The organism is Chryseobacterium sp. PTM-20240506 (assembly GCF_048296755.1).
GTDB lineage: Bacteria > Bacteroidota > Bacteroidia > Flavobacteriales > Weeksellaceae > Chryseobacterium > Chryseobacterium proteolyticum.
This window is the reverse complement of the sequence record NZ_CP182581.1, coordinates 600,282-617,384: the sequence shown is the minus strand read 5'-3', so window position 1 is coordinate 617,384 and position 17,103 is coordinate 600,282. Positions and strand designations below refer to the sequence as shown.

Below are 17,103 nucleotides of genomic sequence, written 5' to 3'. Positions count from 1 at the left end.
ATTTAAGAACACCACAAAAACACAATATTGTATGAAAGCATCAATTTATTTACTATTTTCAGTAGTTCTTATTGTTATCAGCTGTGCAGGAAGACCTCACAAAGAAAAAGCAGAAATTCTTTATTTTGGAGGAACAATTTTAACAATGGAAGATACACTTCCCCAGTCGGAGGCAGTAGTTTTAAAAAATGGTAAAATACTTTTCGCCGGAATAAAGGCAGAAGCTGAACGTTACACAGATGAAGGAACGAAGATCATCAATCTTGAGGGGAAAGTTTTACTTCCCGGTTTTATTGATGTTCACAGCCACCTCACTTCAAGAGCGGGGATGCTGCAGGCAATCGATCTGTTTCCTGAACCTTATGGTACGGTTAATTCCATTAAAGACCTTCAGAATACCATCAGAAAATACCTTAAAGACCATGCTATTCCTGCTAATCAACCGGTCATAGGCAATGGATATGATGATGCCATCATGACCGAACACCGACATCCGACCAGGGACGAACTGGATGCTATAAGCAAAATCAATCCTATTATTGTTATTCATACATCAGGTCATGCAAGTGTAGCCAATACCGCCATGCTAAAGTTTTTAGGGATATCAGATTCTTCAAAAGATCCGGAAGGAGGCCATTACGGGCGAAATAAAAAAACAGGAAAGCTTAATGGAAAATTAGAAGAAAACGCAAGCTTTTCAGCGCTTCTTTCCCTTACAGAAAAAATGAGTAAACAAACAGGAAATGCTCAGGAGCAGGCCATGCAGAATCTTAAGAAAGCTCAGGATGAATGGCTCAGCTATGGCCAGACCACCATCTGTGACGGAAGGACAATGGGCGAAAGTGTGGCCCTTCTGGAAAAAGCGGCATCCGAACACGTTTTTAAAGCAGATGTTGTGTATTTTCCCGATTATGAGTATTTCAAAAAGGAGCTGAGTACCTTTAAGCCGAAATATATGAAATACAACAATCATTTAAAACTTGGCGGTTTTAAATTTTCAGATGACGGCTCGCCACAGGGAAAAACGGCCTGGCTTACCCAGCCTTATCTCGTTCCTCCCGAAGGCCAGTCAGCAGATTATAAAGGCTTTCCGATATTTTCTGACCAGGTCTTATACGATGATCTGAAAACTTTATTTCAAAACAATATCACCGCACAGCTTCATGTAAATGGTGATGCTGCTATTGATCAGGCCTTACGGGTGATCGGAAAACTGAAAGAGGAAAATATTTACAGGCCGGAACTCCGTGCTACCCTGATCCATGTTCAGAACAGCCGTCCGGATCATATTCAGAAAATTAAAGATATAGGGCTTATTCCTTCTTATTTTTCTACTCATGTATATTTATGGGGAGACTGGCATTATTCAAGCGTTTTCGGGCCGGAAAGGGCATCATTCATCAGTCCTGCAAATTCAGCGTTAAAAGCAGGAATTATCTTCACCATGCATCACGATGCTCCCGTTACGCCACCCGATTTGATTACAGCAATGTATTCTGCAGTGAACAGGAAAACCCGTTCCGGAAGGATCCTGGGTCCCAATGAACGAATAACCCCTCTTCAGGCATTAAAAGCCATCACGATTAATGCAGCTTATCAGCTTCAGGAAGAAGAAAGGAAAGGCTCAATCAAAGCTGGAAAGCTTGCTGATTTCGTCATATTAGATCAAAATCCATTAACCATTGATCCTGAACAAATCAGGAATATTAAAGTATTGGAAACGATTAAAGAAGGAGTTTCTGTTTATCAAAGAAAATAGGAGGTTCTTATAATACGATCAAGGGTTATATTTAATGACCGGAGGTCCTTTTCCTACTTCATTTAAATATAAAGGCAGATGAAAATTCATCTGCCTTATATATTGTGTTCCGAATGCTGTTTTATTTTAGCCCCCGAATTTTTCTGCGTAGTCTTTTTGCGATGCTTTTATTACTTTTCTTGCATGCTCTACTCCGTAAACTTCCTGGATTCTACATTTTGCAGGCTCATCCGGTAAGTTTTTGTATGTTAAGAAGTAATGCATCAATCTTCTTACTTCAGCTTCCGGTAATTCAGCGATATCCCTGAAATGTCCGAAAGCGTGATCACCTACCATTACAGCAACAATTTTATCATCTGCCTCACCTCCATCAATCATTTTGAAACCACCGATTGGAATAGCTTCCATCAACATTCCTCCTGAGTGGATGTTGTGTGAACTTAATACACAAATATCCAATGGGTCATGATCTCCCATTGTTACATCGTCAGCACCGCTTTCAACAGCAAGCTTCATAACTTCATTATGGCAATATGTTCTTGGCACAAAACCATACAAAGCAGGGATAATATTTGAAAATTTCTGAGGACGGTCTACTTTTAAATATCCAGTTTCCTTATCAACTTCATACTTAATCGTATCTGAAGGAACAATCTCCACAAATACATTTACAACATTTGGCGCATCTTCTCCTGCAGAAATTCCATGCCACGGATGTGCTTTAAAATTTGGAATCATTATTTATATTTTAATTTTTTTGTTATGATAATATTAAAACTTCTCTTCTTAAATCTTCTATGGTAACAGCAATATAATCTTCAGCATTCATGTAATTCATAATAAAAACCGTTTTAAATTCATTAAGATCGGCATTATTATTAAGACCTTCATACGTCTTATGAAGCAAATCTATAATTGCATTTTTACAATCGACAACATTCTTCCATGAATTTTTCGTTAAATAAAGCTGCTGAGAAGAATTGTACTCGAACTCTTCATTGATCGTTTTTTCTGTAAGAAAAATAAATTCATGAACTGCCAGATCCTTATCAAACCGCTGAACGATATTCGAAGGTTTGATCCTTTCCAGAAACAAGGTCATCCTTTCATATGAATGGCTCTTGTTCTCAGAATTTGATTTCACGGACAGAAGCTTTATTTCCTGGTTTTTAAGGGTAATATAGTTATGTACAAATTGTCTCAGCAAAACCAGAAAAGGAATTGCAATAATTAGAGCAAAAGCATACGGCAGATATTCTGAAAAACTTGTCATAATTCGATGTGCAAAATTACTAATAATTTACTATTCACTATGCAAGTTTAAAGCTTTTATTTTTTATTTTCCTATCAAAAAAATAGTGAAATAAACATAAATACCATTAATTTGTACTGTCAACCATCTTATAATTTATAATGTCTTTAAAAAACTACATTTCAAAGGTAATTTTCAATAAAAATATGAGCGGTACTCTGAAGACCTTTTTTACAATTATTGTGAATTCAAAAAGGTACAGTTCCAAATTCAGAAAGAACGATCTCAATTTTAATAACAATGAGACCTTTGTATATAATTTTAAGAAGAATAAAAAAGAATTCAGCCTGTATTTGAGGACCTTTAAAGGTGATATTGATATTTTCTACGAAATATTCTGGAAAGAAACCTATACCGATCATCTTAAATTCTTAAACAAAAGCCCTGAGATTATAGTTGATCTTGGTGCTCACATCGGAATGACCTCCATTTACCTGTCTCTGAAATATCCAAATGCTAAAATTTATGCAGTAGAAGCTTCCCGGGATAATTTTGAACTGCTAAAAGCTAATACGCAGTCATTTAAGAATATTATTTGTTTACATGCAGCAGCCTATTTTGAAGATGATACTTTACACTTTGGTGGAGATGAACTTTCTTACAATCAAAAAATATCTGAAACCGGTATTCTTACGGACGCTTTATCTATTGTAAGCATCATGAAAAATAATGGTATCCAAAATATTGATCTTCTTAAAATCGATATTGAAGGAGCGGAAGCTGAACTACTCAGCAAAAATAATTCATGGCTTCAAAATGTAGAGAATATAGTAATTGAAACTCACCCGCCTTATGATTCCATTACGTTAAACAGAGATCTGAGTCCATATCAATTTACCATAAAAAACCAGAGTAAAGATGTGTTTTTTGCATGCAAACCAGTCGGTTTATAATTCAAAAAGTGCGGGACGTTGGGTCACTTCATGATAGCAAACACTGTTTTCATCAAAATAATGATAAACAAGACTTTTGCGGGTTCTGCTTTTATCCAGGTGTGGTTCCCCTCCATGGAGAATGTTCGCATGCCATATTAAAAGATCTCCCTTTTTAGCTCGAAAAACCTCTTTCTTTAATCCCAGCTCCTGAACTTTATTTTCTAAAAACTCTTCATAAGCCTTATAACTTTTTTTACCGATTTTAAAGACACTTCCTTCATTATCATAATCAGAATTCAGGAAATAAGGTAATTGATGGCTTCCCGGAATATAGTGCAATGCTCCGTTATTTTCGTCTACATCTTCCAAAGCGATCCATACGCCCAATAATCCTCCCAGAGGATAGGTAGTCATGTGGATACTATCCGAATGTGTTTTTTGCTGGCTCCCGTTAATAAAATTGATACTCTGGAAAAGTTTGGCCTGCCCGTCCAGTAACACCGATAGAAAATCGAGAAACTCCTTATCATTACCAATACTTCTGATAATTTCCGAATGATGGATAGCAAACATCAGCTTACCGCCGTAACGGAATTTCAAAGTCCCGTCATTCATTAATTTTTCGATTTCAGCATTGATCTGGTCCACCGTTGAAGAATTAAGGTAATTTTTTAAGATCAGATATCCATTATCATTATAACTGGATGCACTTTCCTTATTTTCTTCCGATAGGCTTTTATAAAAATCCGTATTCATCATCTTTTCCTGATGCACTTCTCTTTTGCTTGCAGGAAGATGCGAAAAATCTTTACTTGAAATACTTGAAAAGTAGTTCTTTTTCACACCATACTTTTTATAAAGCGGAATATTATGTTTTAATTTATTCTTATTGAAAAAATTATAAATAACGTAAGGTAATTTGTAATTTCGGATCTGCTTGAACATCGCTAAATAGGTTGTTAAAATAACCTCATAAAGGTACAAATAATATTTAGAACGAATCTAAATGAGATACAGGTCTTGTCATCTATTTTAATGTTGAGAATTTTCCTTTAATAATTAATCTCACTAAATTCTCAGCCAAAGATTTCACAGAACTCTGCAGAACCCCATAAGGTCTTAATTCCGGACGGAATCCTCTGAAAAACTCTTCAATATTAGGTAGCTCTCCTCCTTCAAAATCAAATATTTTACTTTCAATATGATTCCTGATTGCATGATCGATGAGAACGGATGCGCCAGAAATTTTTACATGTTCTTTATCGTTAAATGTTCCAAGTAAGGCAACAGTACCTAAATCTTCATAAAGCGCAATTATATTAATGATCTGATCTTTAAAATAAAAAGCTGAAAATTTAATTTTACCCAGCTTATAAAATACTTCAAAAATCCTTAAAAAGCCGTTAAGATCACCTTCTTTATCAAGTCCAAGCATATTGGCCGAAATAAAACTTCGGGCCTCTTCAAAGCTTACATTTTTAATCAGGGAATTCTCCAGTACGTTTTCGTCAAGCCTTAACTTCCTTTTCCTTTTAGGTGAATATTTGGCATATACCCTTTCGTATGCATCAGGTAGAATAAGGAAATTTTTTCTCAATGGTATTGTAGATTGAAACTGATTACAATCATTGAACTGGTAAATTCTTATCAGATAGTTTTCCTGTAAAAATTCCAAAAACGCCTGGTTGATTGAAACATCATCTTTCTTTGAAAAAACGCCTAGCTGCTGACAAAGCATAGGATTGTGAACAATTTTTATTCCGTATTTTTTTACGTACGGAACCGGCATTACTGCTTCATAATCATTGTAAACAAGCAATTCCCATTTATCCAGGGACGTGATATCTAAAAAAGTTTTAGAAGCTGAATATTTCCTTTGTTCAGAGCCTTCCAGGCATTGGGTATATTTTTTAAAATCAATTTCAGGGTATCGTACTCTCTTAATCATAATAATCCTTCGTCTGAGAAACTAAAATATGCATTCTGGGTTATTATTAAATGGTCCAAAAGCTGGATGCTTAAAAACCTTCCCGCTTCCTTTATCTTTTGGGTTATGGTGAGATCTTCACGGCTGGGTTTTAAACTTCCGGAAGGATGATTATGTGCTATAATTACACCTGTAGAAAAATTATCCAGCGCAGTTTTGAAAAGAACCCGTACATCAACGATAGATTGACTGATCCCCCCCTGTGTCAGCTGTGAAATCTGGGTAACTTTGTTACTTTGGTTAAGGAACAGTGCCCAGAATTCTTCAGTCCTTAAATCCGATAAATGATTTTTAAAAATGACATAAGCATCATTACTATTCGAAATAACCGGCTTGTCTGAGATTTCCTGCCGGGCACGTCTGCGTCCTATTTCAAGAGAGGTAGCAATTGACAGTGCTTTTACTTCACCTATCCCTTTAAACTTCATAAGCTCTTTAACGGATAGCAAACTGAGTTCATTCCAGTTATTATTAACAGATGATAAAATCTTTCTGGCTAATTCCAGGGCAGATTCATCTTTATTTCCACTTCCCATTACAATGGCCAATAATTCAGAATCGGAAAGTGAATCTTTACCTTTTCGTAAAAATTTTTCCCGTGGCCTGTCATCCTCAGCAAGAAATTTAATGGACATAATTGAAGTTTAAATTAAAAGTACAAAGTACGAATTTTTAATAAAAAGCATACAATATTACCGGTAGTTTAGATGAATCAATAAAGCGGGCGGTTTGTTGAAAAGCACCAGACGATAACATCGGACAGCCAAGGCTCAGACAAGCAGGCGTTTGTGATTCTTTATCCGGTATGCATCCGTATGAATGAATAACAATAGCTCTGCCCATTGCATTATTATTGCTTGAATCAAGACCGTTTAACCGGTAAGATTTCCCGAACTTCCCTATATAACTTTCTTTGATTTCAAATTTCCCCAAGGAAGACTGAAAAGAGCCTTCAGTATTACTAAAGCTAAGGACGTCCGTGTTTTTATTAACGGAACCACTTCCATGAGAAACAATAGCCTGCTGAAGTATTGTATTATTTTTCAGGTCGTAAACAAAATAACGGTATTTACCGGAGTGGATTTTATAATTAATGAATATAGCGAGGTCTTGATTATAACTTTTCCCGGCTAAGAATCTTTTAATTTCGATGATCTTTGCTTCCGGCAAATTAGAGTTGATCTGTGACTTAAAGCCCACAAAAATAAATAATACCAGAAAAAAGAACATCCTTTTTTGCATGATTGAAGCAAACTATTCTATAATCATTCCATCTTTCATCACCAGCTTACGGTCTGTAATCTCCGCAAGATTGGGATTATGGGTTACAATGACAAAGGTCTGATTGTATTTATCCCTAAGATCAAAAAATAAACGATGCAGATCATCCGCATTTTTTGAATCAAGATTCCCCGTTGGTTCATCAGCAAAAATAGTTTTGGGAGAATTGATAAGTGCCCTTGCTACCGCTACCCTTTGTGCTTCTCCACCAGATAACTGGTTCGGCTTATGATGCAATCTCTGTTCAATTCTTAGATCTTCAAATAGCGCATAAGCTTTTTCCAGCGCTTCTTTTTCATTTGCTCCTGCAATTTTGGTAGGTAACAAAACATTTTCCAGTGCTGTGAATTCAGGAAGCAACTGATGGAACTGAAATACGAAACCAATATTCTGGTTTCTGAATTTAGAAAGCTGCTTATCTGTCATATTGATAAATGACTCGCCAGCCAATGTAATTTCGGTGTCGTAAAGTTTTGAATTAGTAGGTGAATCCAATGTTCCCAAAATCTGTAATAGAGTAGATTTTCCGGCTCCGGACTCTCCCACAATAGAAATTACTTCCCCGGTTTTGATATGAATATCAACCCCTTTTAACACTTCTAAATTTCCATAAGATTTATGGATATTTCTTGCTATAATCATGTTTCAAAAATAGTGAATATAAATAAAACTCTAATGATCTTACATTAATTTTTTAATGATTGAAATTCTATTGAATTACAAGATCTACAAACAAAAAACCTCTCGTAACGAGAGGTTTTTATCTATATCATCCGGATTTGTTACAGTAACAAAGTCAAAGGACTTTCCAGATATGTTTTTAAAGTCTGTAAGAATTGAGCTCCTGTAGCACCATCTACTACTCTGTGGTCACATGCTAAAGATAGCTTCATAATGTTTCCAACTACAATTTCTCCGTTTTTAACAATCGGTTTTTCAATGATTGCTCCAACAGAAAGGATTGCAGAGTTGGGTTGGTTGATAATACTTGTAAATGTTTCAATTCCGAACATTCCAAGGTTAGAGATAGAGAATGTAGAACCCTCCATTTCATTTGCTTTTAAGCCTTTAGATTTAGCTCTTGAAGCCATATCTTTCACAGCCGCAGAAATCTGATTGTAGTTCATCTGGTCTGTATTTTTAAGAACAGGAACTACCAAGCCATCAGGAATCGCAACGGCTACTCCGATATTGATGTTTCCTCTGTGAATGATCTTATCACCTGCCCAGCTTGAATTTACCTGCGGATGTTTTCTTAACGCAACAGCTGTTGCTTTAATGATCATATCATTGAAAGAGATCTTCGTGTCTGGTAAGGAATTGATTTCTTTTCTTGCCTCAATTGCTTTATCCATATTGATCTCTACCATCAGGTAATAGTGAGGTGCAGAGAACTTACTTTCTGCAAGACGTTTTGCAATTATGCTTCTTACCTGAGAGTTTGGAGTTTCCGTATCTTCTCCCTGAACAAAATTTAAAGCAACCTGAGCTGCAGGACTTGCCGTCGGAGCAGATGCTGCGGGCTTAGCCTGAGAAGGCTGATAATTTTCTATATCTTTTTTTACAATTCTTCCGTTTTCTCCGGAACCTTGTACACCATGGATATCCACGCCTTTTTCCTGAGCAATTTTCTTAGCCAAAGGAGAAATAGCAATTCTATCCGTAGATGATGAACTCACCGCCTGAGCAGCTGGTTTATCTTCTGCCTTCACTTCGGATTTTTGTTCAGCTGGTTTTTCTGAAACAGCACCCGATGATTTTGCAGCACCTACTCCTGAAACATCTGTTCCCGCAGGTCCTATAATTGCCAATACCGAATCTACCGGAGCTGCTCCGTTTTCTTCGACACCTTGCTTTAATAATACCCCGTTGAATTCAGATTCAAAATCCTGAACAGCCTTGTCAGTTTCGATCTCCGCAAGAAGATCTCCTTCTTTTACGGTATCTCCTACGTTTTTATGCCATTTCGCTACCTTTCCTTCTGTCATTGTATCAGAAAGTCTTGGCATTGTAATCACTTCCACTCCTGCAGGAACTTCAGAAGAAGCTTGTTCTACACTCGTTTCTTTATTTTCGGTTTTAACCTCTTCTTCGGATTTTTTCTCTTCAGATCCTCCCGCTGCCGGAGCGCTTCCTCCTTTTAATGAGGATATATCTTCACCTTCATTACCAATGATTGCAAGAACAGAATCTACAGCTGCAGCACCGCCTTCTTCTACACCTACGTACAAAAGGGTTCCTTCTATCTCAGATTCGAAATCCTGAACAGCTTTATCTGTTTCAATTTCAGCTAAAATATCTCCTTCTTTTACTTTATCTCCAACTTTTTTATGCCATTTCGCCACTTTCCCCTCCGTCATTGTGTCGGAAAGACGAGGCATTGTAATTACTTCTGCCATAATTTTTTAATATGATAATGAATTAATTTGATAATTTGATAATGAAAGGGATATGATAATAACTCCCGGTCATCATCATATGATCTCCTATTATGTTTAGTTTTCCAGTTTATCTACGAATGGGAAATCTTCCTGTGCATATACATACTCATAGATTTTTTCCGCGGTTGGATATGGGGAATTTTCCATAAATTCCACACATTCGTCAACAAAATCTCTGGATTTATTTTCAATAGTTTCCAATTCTGCTTCTGTAGCCCAGTTATTCGCAAGGATTCTTTCTTTTACCAATTCGATTGGATCATCTTTTTTATGGATAGATACTTCTTCCTTGGATCTGTACGGCTCAGCATCCGACATCGAGTGACCTCTGTAACGGTATGTTCTTGCTTCAATGAATGTAGGCCCATCTCCTCTTCTTGCTCTTTCTATAGCTTCATAAGCTGCCTCAGCCACTTTTTCAGGATCCATTGCATCTACTGCAAGACAAGGCATTTCATATCCTAATCCTAATTTGTAGATATCTTCATGGTTGGCAGTTCTTTTTACAGAAGTTCCCATCGCATACTGGTTGTTTTCTACCACAAATACTACCGGAAGCTTCCAGTTCATTGCCATGTTAAATGTCTCATGTAATGATCCCTGTCTTGCTGCTCCATCTCCAAAGAAACAGATATTTACAGCTTTTCTGTCAAAATACTTATCAGCGAAAGCAATACCAGCTCCCAAAGGAATTTGTCCTCCTACAATACCGTGACCTCCGTAAAAACGGTGTTCCTTACTAAAAATATGCATAGATCCACCCATACCTCCGGATGTACCTGTAGCCTTTCCGCAAAGTTCCGCCATAATTCTTTTAGGGTCTACTCCCATTGCCATTGGATGAATATGACATCTGTAAGCAGTAATCATACTATCTTTGGTTAAATCCATTGCATGGGTAAATCCGGCTGGAATAGCTTCCTGACCGTTATACAAATGTAAAAAACCTCTGATTTTTTGTTTTAGATAAAGAGAACGGCATTTGTCTTCAAACCTTCTCCACATTGTCATATCTTCATACCACTTAAGGTATACCTCTTTAGAAAATTCTTTCATGTGCTAGCTCTTGCTTATTTATTATGAAATAGTTGAGCAAAATTATAAAAAAAACTTTGTTTTTATTGTATACATACCAATTGTTTTTTTACTTATAATGTTATATTTGAGTTTTTAATTTAAACATGGAAGAAAAACAAACATCCGCATTGCATAAAATCTCCAGAATTATCTCAGAATTTTTCAGTCCGCTGGTATCTTTATTTTTATTCTTTGTTTATAAAAGTGTTCATGAATATTCCCTTAAAGACTCAGTTACTTACTTTCTTCCTATTTTACTTATCATTATAATTCCTATTATTATCTGGCTGATCTGGAATGTAAAGACCGGACGATATACCAATATGGATGTTTCAAACAGGGTTCAGAGGAAGACATTTTATATTTTTGCTGCAATTGCTGTGATTGCCTATTTACTTTTTCACTATATCAAATATGGCTCACTGGATTTTCTAATGCTTTTTATCCTTATTCTCCTTTTTTCCTTACAGATAAGTAATTTTTTTATTAAAAGCTCTATGCATACGGCCTTCAATGTTTTTGTCGCCGGCTTATTTTATGCCATTAGTTGGAAAATGGGACTTTTATGGCTGGGAATAGCTGTTCTTGTGGGAATTACAAGAGTAATATTAAAGAGGCATACTATAAAAGAAGTATTTATGGGTGCAGCAATAGCATTTTTAATTTCTTTTCTTTATCTTTATTGCAGTATACACTTTCAACATTAGAATATCTTATGAAAATAAATCATCTTACAACTGCAGAAGAAAACTTAATGAAGCTATTTTGGAAGCTCGATTCATTCTACCTGAAAGATGTTATGGAGCAGCATCCGGAACCAAAACCACACCAGAATACTGTATCCACTTACCTAAAGATCCTTGTTGAAAAGGGATATCTTTCTACACAGAAAGAAGGCAGGATTTTTAAATATTCAGTCACCATACCCTATGAACATTATAAAAAGTTTTTATTAAAAGAACTTTCGCATAACTTCTTTCATGATTCGGGAAAAGAGATCTTACAATTCCTATTGAATGAAAAATTAATATCACAGGATGATTTAAAAGAGTATTTCGATCTTAAAATTGAAATAAAACCGGTAAAAACCAAAATACCGAAGCTGGAGATTGCCAATGAGATCCTTAATCCCAAAAAGGATAAGAAAAACAGGGATAAAAAGAAAAAGAAGAAAAAAGATTAGCCCCCGAAGAAGGCATATTTATAAATAAGTAAAACAGTATCGTATAAATTTATTTATATTGATTAATTAACAAGGAACACGAAATAAAAAGACATAAAAAAAGCGGCTTAAAAGCCGCTTATATTTTTTACCAACGATTTCCGCCGCCGTTTCCACCACGGTTGTTACCACCGCCGTATCCACCGCCTCTGTTGTTTCCATAACCACCACTTCTGTTGTTATCGAAACTTCTTCTTGGCTTCTCCTCTCTTGGTTTAGCTTCTGAAACGTTAAGTGTTTTTCCGTTAAATTCTTTTGCGTTTAATGCTTCAATAGCTTGCTTTCCTTCTTCTTCTCCCATTTCTATGAAACCAAAACCTCTGGAACGTCCAGTTTCCTTGTCTGTAATGATTTTAGCAGAAGATACTTCTCCAAATTCTGCGAATAAATCTTGTAATTCGTACTCTTTAGTTGAGTAATTGATGTTTGAAACAAAAATGTTCATTGTTAAATAAAATTATAATAATTAATAAAAATTTGGTATATAAAAGAAAAGCAACATATATTAAATGAACAAATATTGATTCCAAATATAAACGTTCGCAAGATACAATTTAAAATTTCAAATCAAAGCGTTTTTACAAGTATTTTATCACCCACATTTGATCTATTTACAAAAATTATCGTAAAACAATATTTTATATATGTATATCAATAATATCATAAGCAATATTTGGGAAAATTAAATATTTTTTAACACTAGATCTTATAGTAAAATGACACTTATATAGCAACAAATACTATTAAATTACTAAAATTTAAATTAAAACCACATCTATTTAAGCTTATCATTGAATATTTTTTAATAAACACAACTACATATTTTTAAAATACTATATATCAAATGATTAAATAAAACGGAAATAATAAAAAATGAAAAAAGATGATATGATGAGTTTGATATTGCGAAATGATGAAATTTTCTGATCGAGAAAATAAATATTTCTCTTTTGATAACTAAATCCTATTCGTTTGATTAAGCCAGTTTTTAGCGCTAAATTTGTGGGGCAAATTATTAAGGTATGAACTATCACACTAGAAAATGGGTAAAACCCGAAGATCTGAATCCTAATCATTCACTTTTTGGAGGCAGGTTATTACAATGGATCGATGAAGAAGCTGCTCTCTATGCTATCATTCAGTTAGAAAACACAAAAGTAGTTACGAAGTTCATTTCGGAAATCAACTTCGTTAGTTCTGCCAAACAGGGAGATATTGTTGAAATCGGGATTGAAGTAACAGCATTCGGTTCGAGTTCTATTACATTGCGATGCGAGGTACGAAATAAAATGACGCATCAAACCATTATCACGGTAGATAAAATTGTAATGGTCAATCTAGGTGAAGACGGAAATCCTCTTCCTCATGGTAAAACACAGGTTGAATTCGTAAAGGACCGATTAAATAACCAGCTATGAAAATTTTCATCAAAAATATGGTCTGCGGCAGGTGCATTTCTGCCGTTTCTTCTATTTTTAATGATTTTGGGATCGGAATACAATCCATACAACTTGGGGAAGTGGAAACGGAATCAGATATTTCAGATCATGATATGCGTTTCATTGAAACAGAATTGGAAAAAACAGGTTTTGAAAGAATAAAGGATTCCTCCCATCAACTTGTTGAGAAAATCAAAAATCTCATTATTACCAAAATCAGCGAACTTGATATTGATGAAGACTTTTTATTATCAGAATTTCTGGCTTCAAAAATACATAAGGATTACAGTTCCCTTTCAAAAACCTTTTCCCAAAATGAGAATATTACTTTGGAGCAGTTTTTCATCCTTCAAAAGATAGAGAAGGTAAAGGAGCTTCTTTTGTATAACGAATTTACCTTAACGGAAATTGCAGGAAAGCTTGGTTATAAAAGTGTACAGCATTTATCCTCACAATTCAGAAACAGCACAGGATTCACCCCTACTGAGTTTAAAAAACTGAAAGTCCATAACAGAAAACCGCTTGACAGTTTTTGAATGAAGTATCAGAGAGTATGGGATTAATTAGAGCTTATTTGTTTGACGGTTTAAGCATATAATTGGAGATGATAAAATAGCCTTTAAGCAGATAAATGCTTAAGTACTACAAGATAATAAAATCCCAAATAACTCAATATTACTCCATTATTCAATACCCTAACACCCTCCGACTCTCAAACATCCAAATACCCGATTTCCCAAATTCTATAACTATTATCCTTAAATTTATAACATACATTATTTTCCTTTACGGAATTTTGTATCATAATTTAAGATCATGGAACAACAATATAAAATACTCGGAATGAGCTGTTCCGGTTGTCAGAAAAAAATCTCTGAAAAGCTAAATTCAATCGAGGGTATTACAGCAGATATCAGTCTGGAAAATAATCTTGCAACTATTATCTCAGATACTGCAATTAACCTTAATACGCTAAACAAGGCTTTAGCCGAGATTGGCTATTATCAGCTGGAAGATCAGACGCAGCCGGAAAAAGCTTTCATTAAACCTCAGGATCGTGTTTCTCCATCTTCAGTTTACTATTGTCCTATGGAATGCGAGGGAGATAAAGTATACTTCAAACAGGGAGAACGATGCCCGGTTTGTCATATGTACCTTGTTCCTATTGAAGAAAAGCAGGCTAAGGACCCTAATTACAAACCGGCCTATTCTTCCAAACATTTGCCGGAAAACTTCAAAGACCATATTGGAAAATATTATTGTCCGATGTTTTGTGAAGGAGATAAAATATATGATGAAAAAGGCGACTGTCCGGTTTGTCATATGCACCTGGAAGAAATTACACAAGAGCTTGTTAATAATTCATCATCAGAACATACCCATCAACATTCTCATTCTCATTCTCATTCACAAACCCACCATCATCATGAAGCTCCTAAAGTTACGGATGATATGGCTGGAAGATACTATTGCCCGATGTATTGCGAAGGAGACAAAACTTATGACAGCAACGTAGGGTGTCCTGTCTGTGGGATGGATCTTGTAAAATATCCTGAGAAAAAGACCGCAAAATATACCTGCCCTATGCATCCTGAAATTATACAGGACGAGCCTGGAAGCTGTCCCATATGCGGAATGGATCTCGTAAGAATGCCTGATACTGGAGGGGAAGAAGATGATGAAACCTATAATATATTAAAAAGGAAATTCATTATTTCATTGCTATTTACCGTTCCCGTATTTATTCTTTCTATGGGAGGTATGCTGATTAATTTCCCGTTCTCTCATCAGATTCAGGGTTTTATTGAGCTGGCTTTAACACTTCCTGTGCTTTTCTATTCTGGGTGGTTTTTAATGAAAAGAGGCTGGGTTTCATTTAAAACATGGAATCTGAACATGTTCAGTCTGATTGCCCTGGGAGTTTCTGCAGCATTTATTTTCAGTATTGTCTCTCTTCTTTTTCCGGATATCATCCCACATGAAATCCGCGGTCACAATCATGAGATCCCGCTTTATTTTGAGGCGGTCTGTGTCATTCTTACGCTGGTTATCCTGGGACAACTCATGGAAGCCGCTGCTCATAAAAAAACTGGAAATGCAATCAGGGAGCTGATGAATCTTTCACCGGATGAAGCCAACCTGATCGTAAATGGAGAAGAAAAAAGGGTTCTTCTTTCTCAAGTAAAGATCGGTGATTTTTTAAAGGTAAAGCCCGGAGAAAAGATACCGGTAGACGGAAAAATAACGGAAGGCAACTCTATTGTTGATGAAAGTATGATCACCGGAGAACCGATTCCTGTAGAAAAAAATATGGATGATAAGGTCTCATCAGGAACAATCAACGGGAATCAGGTTTTTATTATGAAAGCTGAAAAAGTTGGTGATGAAACCCTATTGTCCCAGATCATCAAAATGGTGAATGAAGCAAGTCGTAGTAAAGCACCTATTCAAAAATTAACCGATAAAGTTTCAAAAATCTTTGTACCGACGGTTATCCTTATTGCCGCTTTAACATTTGTTGGATGGCAATTCTTCGGGCCCGAAGGTAAAAGAAGTTTGTTTGCTTTCGTCAATGCTGTAGCTGTACTTATTGTGGCCTGTCCTTGTGCATTAGGTCTTGCTACTCCAATGTCTTTGATGGTTGGAATCGGAAAAGGGGCTAAAAACGGCATCCTGATTAAAAATGCCGAAGCTCTGGAACAAATGAACAAAGTAAATGTTCTTATTACGGACAAAACAGGAACTCTTACCGAAGGGAAACCATCTGTAGAACACATTGAAACAGTGGATAACGGAAATCAGGATCAGATTTTAAAATTAGCCTATTCATTGAATCAGAATTCAGAACACCCTCTGTCTAACGCAGTCATTAAAAAAGCTAAGGATCAAAAAATCTCTTCCGCGAAGGTGGAAAAGTTTGAAAACATATCCGGAAAAGGGGTAAAAGGAATCATCGATGGAAAAACGGTGTATGTTGGAAACGAAAATCTCCTGACCTCTCATCAGATTGCCATTCCTGATAGTTTAAAACAGAAGGCAATTGAAGTTCAGTCCAAAGCGCATACGATTTCATATATTGCCGAGGATCATAATGTTTTAGGGTTCATAAGCTTTAGGGATAAAATCAAAGAAAGTTCTAAAAAGGCCGTTGAGCTCTTAATGAAAGAAGGTCTGGATATCGTGATGATGACCGGCGATAATGAACATACAGCTAAAGCTGTAGCGGATGAGCTGGGTATCATACACTACAAAGCCAATTGCTTACCTGAAGATAAATTAAATGAAGTTAAAAAACTTCAGAAAGAAGGAAAAATTGTCGCAATGACAGGTGATGGAATCAACGACTCTCCTGCTTTGGCACAATCCGACATCGGAATTGCTATGGGAACAGGGACGGATGTCGCTATTGAGAGTGCAGAGATTACTTTATTAAAAGGAGATATCATAGGTGTAGCCAAAGCTAAGCTTCTGAGTGAAAAACTATTGAAGAATATTAAGGAAAACCTCTTTTTTGCTTTTATCTATAATGTATTAGGAGTTCCTATTGCGGCAGGATTATTGTATCCTTTTTTTGGAATTCTGTTATCTCCGATGATTGCAGCCGCAGCCATGAGTTTCAGCTCTTTATCGGTGATTCTTAATTCATTAAGATTAAACGCTGTCGATCTCGACGTTAAATAATCAAATTTTCCTCCGGATTCCAGGTTTAT

The 17,103-nt window shown here is 35.9% G+C and carries 17 protein-coding genes; 7 read left to right on the top strand and 10 right to left on the bottom strand.

From position 1 onward, the window contains the following. The first annotated feature begins 31 nt into the window (after positions 1-31). Positions 32-1,759, top strand: coding sequence for an amidohydrolase (locus ACNFU2_RS02500; protein WP_273647850.1), 1,728 nt, complete (start codon positions 32-34; stop codon positions 1,757-1,759). Between the two features lie 126 nt (positions 1,760-1,885). On the opposite strand, the gene ACNFU2_RS02495 is transcribed toward ACNFU2_RS02500, so the two are convergent. Continuing rightward, on the bottom strand, positions 1,886-2,497 hold the full coding sequence (locus tag ACNFU2_RS02495; RefSeq protein WP_172283200.1) for an inorganic pyrophosphatase: 612 nt from the start codon (positions 2,495-2,497) through the stop codon (positions 1,886-1,888). A gap of 22 nt (positions 2,498-2,519) precedes the next feature. Then, the gene (locus tag ACNFU2_RS02490) at positions 2,520-3,032 is read right to left on the bottom strand and encodes a hypothetical protein (RefSeq protein WP_273647849.1); all 513 of its coding nucleotides are present in this window, start codon (positions 3,030-3,032) and stop codon (positions 2,520-2,522) included. Between the two features lie 185 nt (positions 3,033-3,217). Here ACNFU2_RS02490 and ACNFU2_RS02485 point away from each other — a divergent pair, with 185 nt between their 5' ends. Further along, the gene (locus tag ACNFU2_RS02485) at positions 3,218-3,964 is read left to right on the top strand and encodes an FkbM family methyltransferase (RefSeq protein WP_273647848.1); all 747 of its coding nucleotides are present in this window, start codon (positions 3,218-3,220) and stop codon (positions 3,962-3,964) included. On the opposite strand, the gene ACNFU2_RS02480 is transcribed toward ACNFU2_RS02485, so the two are convergent. The 7 genes from ACNFU2_RS02480 to pdhA form a co-directional block, all read right to left on the bottom strand. Continuing rightward, the gene (locus tag ACNFU2_RS02480) at positions 3,959-4,789 is read right to left on the bottom strand and encodes a phytanoyl-CoA dioxygenase family protein (protein ID WP_306612055.1); all 831 of its coding nucleotides are present in this window, start codon (positions 4,787-4,789) and stop codon (positions 3,959-3,961) included. The two genes, ACNFU2_RS02485 and ACNFU2_RS02480, sit on opposite strands and share 6 nt — an antisense overlap. Positions 4,790-4,973: 184 nt before the next feature. Continuing rightward, positions 4,974-5,894: a hypothetical protein gene (locus tag ACNFU2_RS02475; protein WP_273647846.1), complete on the bottom strand. Its 921-nt coding sequence runs from the start codon at positions 5,892-5,894 to the stop codon at positions 4,974-4,976. Next, positions 5,891-6,568, bottom strand: a complete 678-nt coding sequence (radC, locus tag ACNFU2_RS02470) for a RadC family protein (protein WP_172283210.1) — start codon at positions 6,566-6,568, stop codon at positions 5,891-5,893. Before radC ends, ACNFU2_RS02475 begins: the two co-directional genes overlap by 4 nt. A gap of 37 nt (positions 6,569-6,605) precedes the next feature. Further along, positions 6,606-7,175, bottom strand: a complete 570-nt coding sequence (locus ACNFU2_RS02465) for a murein L,D-transpeptidase catalytic domain-containing protein (protein ID WP_273647844.1) — start codon at positions 7,173-7,175, stop codon at positions 6,606-6,608. Between the two features lie 12 nt (positions 7,176-7,187). After that, positions 7,188-7,856, bottom strand: a complete 669-nt coding sequence (locus ACNFU2_RS02460) for an ABC transporter ATP-binding protein (protein ID WP_172283214.1) — start codon at positions 7,854-7,856, stop codon at positions 7,188-7,190. A gap of 140 nt (positions 7,857-7,996) precedes the next feature. After that, a complete protein-coding gene (locus ACNFU2_RS02455) occupies positions 7,997-9,613 on the bottom strand; it encodes a pyruvate dehydrogenase complex dihydrolipoamide acetyltransferase (RefSeq protein ID WP_345988801.1) in 1,617 nt (538 codons plus the stop codon). Positions 9,614-9,709: 96 nt separating this feature from the next. Next, entirely contained in the window at positions 9,710-10,711 is a 1,002-nt protein-coding gene (gene pdhA, locus ACNFU2_RS02450) for a pyruvate dehydrogenase (acetyl-transferring) E1 component subunit alpha (protein WP_172283218.1), read from the bottom strand. Positions 10,712-10,836: 125 nt separating this feature from the next. On the opposite strand from pdhA, the gene ACNFU2_RS02445 reads away from it, so the two are divergent. Both ACNFU2_RS02445 and ACNFU2_RS02440 read left to right on the top strand, forming a co-directional pair. Continuing rightward, positions 10,837-11,439 (top strand): phosphatase PAP2 family protein, encoded by a 603-nt coding sequence (locus ACNFU2_RS02445; protein WP_273647842.1) that lies wholly within the window; start codon positions 10,837-10,839, stop codon positions 11,437-11,439. Positions 11,440-11,447: 8 nt separating this feature from the next. Further along, a complete protein-coding gene (locus ACNFU2_RS02440) occupies positions 11,448-11,915 on the top strand; it encodes a BlaI/MecI/CopY family transcriptional regulator (protein ID WP_172283222.1) in 468 nt (155 codons plus the stop codon). 127 nt (positions 11,916-12,042) lie between these two features. Here ACNFU2_RS02440 and ACNFU2_RS02435 read toward each other — a convergent pair whose 3' ends face one another. After that, on the bottom strand, positions 12,043-12,399 hold the full coding sequence (locus ACNFU2_RS02435; RefSeq protein ID WP_172283224.1) for an RNA recognition motif domain-containing protein: 357 nt from the start codon (positions 12,397-12,399) through the stop codon (positions 12,043-12,045). Positions 12,400-12,976: 577 nt separating this feature from the next. Between ACNFU2_RS02435 and ACNFU2_RS02430 the strand changes: the two genes are divergently transcribed. The 3 genes from ACNFU2_RS02430 to ACNFU2_RS02420 all read left to right on the top strand — a co-directional run bounded on the left by ACNFU2_RS02430 (position 12,977) and on the right by ACNFU2_RS02420 (position 17,074). Next, the gene (locus ACNFU2_RS02430; RefSeq protein ID WP_172283226.1) at positions 12,977-13,372 is read left to right on the top strand and encodes an acyl-CoA thioesterase; all 396 of its coding nucleotides are present in this window, start codon (positions 12,977-12,979) and stop codon (positions 13,370-13,372) included. Beyond that, positions 13,369-13,929 (top strand): helix-turn-helix domain-containing protein, encoded by a 561-nt coding sequence (locus ACNFU2_RS02425; protein WP_273647841.1) that lies wholly within the window; start codon positions 13,369-13,371, stop codon positions 13,927-13,929. The genes ACNFU2_RS02430 and ACNFU2_RS02425 overlap by 4 nt, the downstream gene beginning before the upstream one ends. Positions 13,930-14,209: 280 nt before the next feature. Then, a complete protein-coding gene (locus ACNFU2_RS02420) occupies positions 14,210-17,074 on the top strand; it encodes a heavy metal translocating P-type ATPase (RefSeq protein WP_273647840.1) in 2,865 nt (954 codons plus the stop codon). Positions 17,075-17,103 lie beyond the last annotated feature (29 nt).

What these genes read in the sequence shown, in the direction of transcription:
- ACNFU2_RS02435 (WP_172283224.1), bottom strand. Translation starts at nt 12,399, where the DNA reads ATGAACATTTTTGTTTCAAACATCAATTACTCAACTAAAGAGTACGAA.
- ACNFU2_RS02495 (WP_172283200.1), bottom strand. Translation starts at nt 2,497, where the DNA reads ATGATTCCAAATTTTAAAGCACATCCGTGGCATGGAATTTCTGCAGGA.
- ACNFU2_RS02445 (WP_273647842.1), top strand. Translation starts at nt 10,837, where the DNA reads ATGGAAGAAAAACAAACATCCGCATTGCATAAAATCTCCAGAATTATC.
- pdhA (WP_172283218.1), bottom strand. Translation starts at nt 10,711, where the DNA reads ATGAAAGAATTTTCTAAAGAGGTATACCTTAAGTGGTATGAAGATATG.
- ACNFU2_RS02460 (WP_172283214.1), bottom strand. Translation starts at nt 7,856, where the DNA reads ATGATTATAGCAAGAAATATCCATAAATCTTATGGAAATTTAGAAGTG.
- ACNFU2_RS02485 (WP_273647848.1), top strand. Translation starts at nt 3,218, where the DNA reads ATGAGCGGTACTCTGAAGACCTTTTTTACAATTATTGTGAATTCAAAA.
- ACNFU2_RS02490 (WP_273647849.1), bottom strand. Translation starts at nt 3,032, where the DNA reads ATGACAAGTTTTTCAGAATATCTGCCGTATGCTTTTGCTCTAATTATT.
- ACNFU2_RS02465 (WP_273647844.1), bottom strand. Translation starts at nt 7,175, where the DNA reads ATGCAAAAAAGGATGTTCTTTTTTCTGGTATTATTTATTTTTGTGGGC.
- ACNFU2_RS02440 (WP_172283222.1), top strand. Translation starts at nt 11,448, where the DNA reads ATGAAAATAAATCATCTTACAACTGCAGAAGAAAACTTAATGAAGCTA.
- radC (WP_172283210.1), bottom strand. Translation starts at nt 6,568, where the DNA reads ATGTCCATTAAATTTCTTGCTGAGGATGACAGGCCACGGGAAAAATTT.
- ACNFU2_RS02455 (WP_345988801.1), bottom strand. Translation starts at nt 9,613, where the DNA reads ATGGCAGAAGTAATTACAATGCCTCGTCTTTCCGACACAATGACGGAG.
- ACNFU2_RS02475 (WP_273647846.1), bottom strand. Translation starts at nt 5,894, where the DNA reads ATGATTAAGAGAGTACGATACCCTGAAATTGATTTTAAAAAATATACC.
- ACNFU2_RS02420 (WP_273647840.1), top strand. Translation starts at nt 14,210, where the DNA reads ATGGAACAACAATATAAAATACTCGGAATGAGCTGTTCCGGTTGTCAG.
- ACNFU2_RS02425 (WP_273647841.1), top strand. Translation starts at nt 13,369, where the DNA reads ATGAAAATTTTCATCAAAAATATGGTCTGCGGCAGGTGCATTTCTGCC.
- ACNFU2_RS02430 (WP_172283226.1), top strand. Translation starts at nt 12,977, where the DNA reads ATGAACTATCACACTAGAAAATGGGTAAAACCCGAAGATCTGAATCCT.
- ACNFU2_RS02500 (WP_273647850.1), top strand. Translation starts at nt 32, where the DNA reads ATGAAAGCATCAATTTATTTACTATTTTCAGTAGTTCTTATTGTTATC.